General features: G+C 66.6%; 5 protein-coding genes and 1 pseudogene. All 6 read right to left on the bottom strand.

What is annotated here, in order from left to right:
- A pseudogene (locus tag Q1J95_RS13420) lies at positions 1-1,133 on the bottom strand (hypothetical protein); the annotation flags it as partial.
- 184 nt (positions 1,134-1,317) lie between these two features.
- Positions 1,318-2,049, bottom strand: a complete 732-nt coding sequence (locus Q1J95_RS13415; protein ID WP_300268377.1) for a GntR family transcriptional regulator — start codon at positions 2,047-2,049, stop codon at positions 1,318-1,320.
- 58 nt (positions 2,050-2,107) lie between these two features.
- Positions 2,108-3,100: a LacI family DNA-binding transcriptional regulator gene (locus tag Q1J95_RS13410; protein WP_300268376.1), complete on the bottom strand. Its 993-nt coding sequence runs from the start codon at positions 3,098-3,100 to the stop codon at positions 2,108-2,110.
- A 32-nt stretch (positions 3,101-3,132) separates the two neighbouring features.
- Complete coding sequence (locus tag Q1J95_RS13405; protein WP_300268373.1) at positions 3,133-4,554, bottom strand: family 1 glycosylhydrolase; 1,422 nt, start codon at positions 4,552-4,554, stop codon at positions 3,133-3,135.
- A 5-nt stretch (positions 4,555-4,559) separates the two neighbouring features.
- Positions 4,560-5,447 (bottom strand): carbohydrate ABC transporter permease, encoded by an 888-nt coding sequence (locus Q1J95_RS13400; RefSeq protein WP_300268370.1) that lies wholly within the window; start codon positions 5,445-5,447, stop codon positions 4,560-4,562.
- Positions 5,444-6,255: carbohydrate ABC transporter permease (locus Q1J95_RS13395; RefSeq protein WP_300268367.1), on the bottom strand; the 812-nt coding region annotated here is incomplete at its 5' end. The genes Q1J95_RS13400 and Q1J95_RS13395, both read right to left, overlap by 4 nt.

The following is a 6,255-nucleotide window of genomic DNA, read 5'->3' as shown; positions in this document are numbered from 1 at the left end:
GCGATCTCGGCATAGTCGCCGAGTGCGTGCTGCAGGTCGCCGGGGTGCCCTTGAATGTCGCTCATGACCCAGGCCTGGGTCGGATCTGTCTCGGTCGGCTTCTGCACCGCGTGCATGGCGACCGAGTCGATCGCCCAGTAGCGAGCCTGCTCGTCGGCCGTGAACTCCCACGAGAACACGGCTTCCTCGGCGCCCTCCGGCACCTCGACCGCGACATCCTGCGCGTAGTTCATCTGTCGCGCGTCATAGCCGTCCGTCACGCTGTCAGAATCCAGCCGCAGAATCTCGGTGCCCTCAGCACCGTCGAAGCTCACCCGCACGATGCCGGTCTGCCCGGCCGCGCCACGGTAGTGGCTGTCGAAGGTCAGTCGCAGCGTTGCCAGCTCATCCACCGGCACGGCCGCCGAAGTGATCGTGGTGTCGAGTGCGCCACCGAACTGCTGAGCGTCGGCGACGGCGAAGGTGTCGAGTGGGCGAGCGAAGCGATCGCGCATCTGGTCGACCGTGCTCGTCCACTCGTCACGCGTCGTGAACGTCCAGGCGCCGTATGGCGAAGAATCGGATGCCGCGGCGTCAATGCTCCACCCCTCAGGGACAGCACCATCGTCGAAACCCTCACGCACGATGACACCGTCCGTCGCAGCGGTCGTCGACACCGGATCGATCTCGACCGGTGCGTTCGGGTCGCCGGGCGCCGGCTGCGTCGCATCGGGAGCGACAGTGATCAGGTAGGGCCCGGCCAGCGCGTCGTAACCGTCGGTCGCCAGGAACCAGATGTCGTACTCTCCCGCGGCGAGATCGAGGTCGAAACTGACGTCACCGGCGGCGTCGGGGGTGTAGTCCCAGAGCGTCGAGTTGCCGTCGCCTGGCTGCTGTCCCGAACGATAGATGCCGACCCAGTTCAGCTCATCGGGCTGATCGGTGGCGTACGAGACGGTGATGGAGTCACCGACAGTGAACGCCGTCGCCGACAGCGACAGCTGCGATGCGGCGGCGCCTGCTTCTGCGCTGACCGGCGTCGTGGCGTTCGCGCTGACAGCGGGGGAGAACAGCAGCGCACCAGAGACAGCGAGCGCACCGAACGCTGTCGCGACGCGACGGCCGCGCATCGGGGGCGAAGAGGGCGAGATCATGACGGGTCCTTCCTGACCGGACAGCAGGCGTCACACGGGTCGGACGCCTCGAAGACTTTCCTCACTCCCGACGCAAGCGGCGCCATATGACCGACAGGTGAACACCACGGGACCGGAACCTTGCCGACGGCGCCTGTGCCCGACATGATGAGCCCGGCTGCGCACACCTGTCCTGAAACGGCGCTCACAGCTGCGCGCGACCGACCACCTGACCGACGGTGGAGGCGTGCACCTCGAACGTGACCGTGTCGGGCGCGTAACGATCGTCGCCGTACTCGATCGGTCGACCATCGGCGGTGCTCGTCTCGCGCCTCACGCGCAGCAGCCGTGTCGAACGCCGCACCCCCAGGATCTCGGCATCCTCGCTCGAGGCCGCGACCGTATCGATGCGGTGCTGTGCCGAGGCCATCGCGATCCCCGCGTCCTGCAGGGCGGTCATGACGGACGGCTCGTCCGGCTCGAGCGCCTCGATCGCCGACATCGCCCAGGGCGCATAAGTGGTGCGCTCGATCATGACCGCACGCCCGTCGAGCGTGCGCACCCGCGTCACACGCAGCACGTCATCGCGGGCCCGCATCCGAAGAACACGCGCGTCGACCATGCTCGCCGCGTCACGCTCCTGCCGAATCACCCGCCCACCCGGAATCATGCGTCGTGACTGCGCCCACTGCGCGAACGAGCGCATCTCGGCGAATTCCTGCGTGTGCACATCGGCGCGCACGCGCCACCCGAATCCCGGATGCGACGACACCAGTCCCCGTCGTCTGAGCGCTGCGAGCGCGTTGCGGATCACGCCGCGCGAAACGCCGTATTGCGTCGCGAGTGACTGCTCACCCGGCATCCGCTCGCCGCCACCGATCTCTCCCTGAAGGATGCGCCGGCGCAGGTCATCGGCGACCTCGCGGTAGCGGGTCATCGCTCTGCCTCGCTCACAATCACGGCGCCAGGATAGAGCACCCCGACGAACAGAACGTTTACACCGAGGCACGCACCACGAGCTCGGTCGGCAGAATCGTGACATGCTCGGGCGATCCGCCCGCCAACCGCGAGAGCAGCACATTGGCCATCGTCTCGCCCTGCAGGTACATCGGCTGCCGCATCGTCGTCAGCGCTGGATCGGTGGATGCCGCCACCGCCGTATCGTCGAACCCCATCACCGCGACATCGCCCGGCACATCAAGGCCCGCCGCGCGCAGCGTGCGCAGCGCACCACGAGCCATCAGGTCGCTGGCGGCGAAGATCGCATCCGGCGTGCCCAGCTTCAGGATCTGCGCGGCGGCCTCGGCACCGCTCTCCTCCGTGTAATCGCCCTCCACCTCCGTGAAGGGCGTCAGCCCTGCGGCCCGCAGGGCGTCTCGGAACCCCTGTGAGCGATCAAGCGAGGGGAGCATCGTCAGCGGACCCGAGATCGTCGCGATGCGGGTGTATCCGCTCGCGATCAGGTGCTCTGTCGCCGCTCGCGCTCCGGCGACGTTGTCGACATCCACGTAATAGTCGCCAGCGCGCGGACGCACCGGCCGACCGCCGTAGACGACCGGAACCACATCGGCGATCTGCTCGATGAACGCGTCGCTAGCGTGGTGCGAGACGATGAGCGCACCGTCGACGCCGCCGTTTCGCACGAAGCTCGTCATCTTGTTGCCCGGGTCGTCGCTGGCGACAAGGACGTTGAGCAGATAGTCCGAACCACCCAGGGCACCGGTGATGCCCGCGACGATCGACGCGAAGAACGGGTCGCCGAAGAAGCGCGTCGTGTCTTCGGGGACGATCAGCGCGATCGCGTACGTCTGCCGAGATGCCAGCGAACGAGCCGCGCGGTTGGGAACGTAGTTCAACCGCGCGATGGCGTCGCGCACAGCATCCAGCGCCTCGGGGCTGACCGCCGTCGATCCGTTGAGCACCCTCGACTCGGTCGAGCGCGAGACCCCCGCAGCGGTCGCCACCTCTTCGATGGTCGCACGTGACATGGGGAACCTCCTCCGTTGCCGGCGGCGGCAGGTCAGAGAGCGCGTTCGGCAATGATGCGAGCGTACTCCCTGCCCGAGTCCTTCACCGTGCGCTGCTGTGTGTCATAGTCGACGCGGACGATCCCGAAGCGCTTGTCGTAGCCCCACGCCCACTCGAAGTTGTCGAACATCGACCAGTAGAAGAAGCCGCGCACATCGACGCCCGACTCGGCCGCGTCGAGCACGGCCCCGAGGTGAAGACGCAGATACTCGACGCGATCAGCATCCGTCACGTGCCCATCGTCGGTGACCGTGTCCTCGAAGGCCGCGCCGTTCTCGGTCACGTACAGCACCGTGCCCGCCGGCTGCGCATAGTCGTGCCACACCCGTTGCAGCAGGCGGGTGAGCCCTTCGGGCTGTATCTCCCAGTTCTGCGCGGTGCGCGCAAGCCCGCGCTCGACCGAGTGAATGCCCGCGTACGAGGGGTACGGGCTGCGCCCTGGCCGCTCGGTCGCAGGGCCCCCGGAAACGGGCGGGGCCGCCGGAGCGGTGCCCGAGACGAAATCGCCGTGGTAGTAGTTCACACCCTGCGTGTCGATCTTCTGCGAGATCGCTTCGAGGTCGCCATCGTGGATCGCGGCTTCGAACTGCGAGACGGCATCCGCATCGACCGCGCGAATGTCTTCGACGATGTCGGCGGGGTACTCGCCGCGGTAGATCGGATCGAGGAACCAGCGGTTGAACTGTCCGTCGATGCGCCGTGCCGCGTCGACGTCAGCCGGATTCTGCGGATCGGCCGGATCGGCCACGGTGTGGTTCAGAGTGATGCCGAGATTGAGGCTCGCGTCACGACCGCGAAGCTCGCGAACGGTCTCACCGTGCGCCAGCAGCAGGTGGTGCGAGGCGAGCAGCCCCTCGGCGACGCTCGTGTGACCCGGCGCATGCTCGCCGCCGGTGTAGGCGAGGAACGACGAGCACCACGGCTCGTTCAGCGTCGTCCAGACGTTCACGCGGTCGCCGAGCGCGTCGTGCATGGTTCCGGCGTACTCGAGGAACCGGTCGACCGTGTCGCGGTTGGTCCACCCGCCCGTCTCCTGCAGAGCCTGCGGCATGTCCCAGTGATACAGCGTCAGCCAGGGCAGGATGTCGGCGCCGAGCAGTTCATCGACGAGACGGCTGTAGAAGTCGACGCCTTCTGGGTTGACCGCGCCGCCGTCGGGACGCACGCGCGACCACGACGTCGAGAAGCGATAGGTCTGCAGCCCCAGCTCGGACATGAGCGCGACGTCCTGCGGATACCGGTGATAGTGGTCGCACGCCACGTCGCCGTTGTCTGCGCCGATCACCGCACCGGGCACGCGGCAGAACGCATCCCAGATCGAGTCGGTGCGGCCGTCCTCGTGGGCCGCACCTTCGATCTGATACGCCGCAGTGGCGGCACCGAAGAGGAAGCTCTCCGGAAAAACACGTGTCATGAAGGTCATCCTTTCACCGCACCCGCCATGATGCCACTGACCAGCTGCTTGCCTGCGACCACGAAGAGGATCAGCAGAGGCAGGGTCGCGAGCACCGCACCGGCGAGCACGATTGAGTAGTCGATGTAGTAGCCCGACTGCAGCTGGCTCAGTGCCGTCTGCAGGGTCGGGTTCTGTGGCGAAAGCACGATGAGGGGCCAGAGGTAGTCGGTCCATGCCGTCATGAAAGTGAACAGCCCCAGGATCGCCATCGCGGGCCGCGCCGCGGGCAGGCCGACCGTGAGGAAGGTGCGGAACTGGTTCGCGCCGTCGACACGGGCGGCCTCGATGAGCTCATCAGGGATGACGTCGACGAGGTACTGGCGCATGAAGAAGACCCCGAATGCCGTGACCAGCGTCGGCACGATGACCGCACCGATCGATCCGGTCCAGCCGAGCTCGCGCATCACCATGAACAGCGGGATGATGCCCAGCTGGGTGGGAATGGCCATCGTGGCGACCACGAAGACCATGAGCCCCTCGCGCCCGCGGAAGCGCAGCTTCGCGAAGGCATAGCCGGCCAGCGTCGAGAACGTCACGACCGACAGCGTGATCACCGTCGAGATGACGATCGAGTTGCCCAGAGCCAGCCAGAACGGGATCGCATCGAACACCTTCGCCGCATTGGCGAAGAAGTTGCCGCCCGGCAACAGCGGCAGAGTCTCACCGCGGGTCGAGTTCGTGCCGCTGGCGACGACGACCGACCACCACAGCGGGTAGACGCTGCCGATGATGAACGCGGCCAGCAGCCCATAGGTGAGAAAGCCCGGACGGCTGCCGATTCCGGCGTTCCCTCCCGCTGCTCGACGCCGACGGATCTTCTCGGGCACACTCAGCGCCTGCGTGGCGGTCATCGCTGGGCTCCTGTCTTGGCCGTGTTCTTTCGGGTGTCGGGGCGCACTCGGCGCCGTGCTGCTCGGCTCGGCGGCGCATCTCCGGTGGCGATGCGCCGAGTGAGGAGGAAGTTGATCACGCCGATTCCGACGATGAGGAGGAACAGCAAGATGGCCACGGCGGATGCTTCGCCAAGATTGCGCCGGAAGAATGCCATCTCCCACAGGAATAGCACCGTGGTCTGGAACTGTCGGTCGCTGCCGCCGATGCCGCCCGCGGTGGAGACATCGAACAGGCGCGGCTCGGCGAAGATCTGCAAGCCGCCGATCGTGGCCGTGATGATCACGAAGATGAGGGTCGGCCGGATCGTGGGGATCGTGATCGAGACGAAGCGGCGGATGGGGCCAGCGCCATCGATGGCCGCCGACTCGTAGAGATCGCGCGGCACAGCCTGCATCGCGGCCAGCAGGATCAGCGCGTTGTAGCCGGTCCAGCGGAAGTTCACCATGGTGGCGATCGCGATGTGCGAGAGGAACGTGTTGTGCTTCCACTCCTGATCGACGATGCCGATGAGGTTCAGCAGGTTGTTGGCCAGGCCGTCCGCCTCGTTGAACACGCTGGAGAAGATGATCGCGACGGCCACCGGGGTGACGACGAACGGAATGAGGATGCTCATCCGCCAGAAGGTCGGCGCGCGCAGCCCGCGATCGAGCAGGTAGGCGACGATCAGCGCGACGGTGAGCTGCGGGATCGCCGAGAGCAGGAAGATGCTCAGGGTGTTGACGATCGAGTTCCAGAACATTCCGTCGCCGAGAATCTCGATGAAGT

Source organism: Microbacterium sp., from assembly GCF_029263575.1.
Lineage (GTDB): Bacteria > Actinomycetota > Actinomycetes > Actinomycetales > Microbacteriaceae > Microbacterium.
The sequence above is the reverse complement of the archived record's forward strand: the minus strand, read 5'-3'. Positions and strand labels throughout refer to the sequence as shown.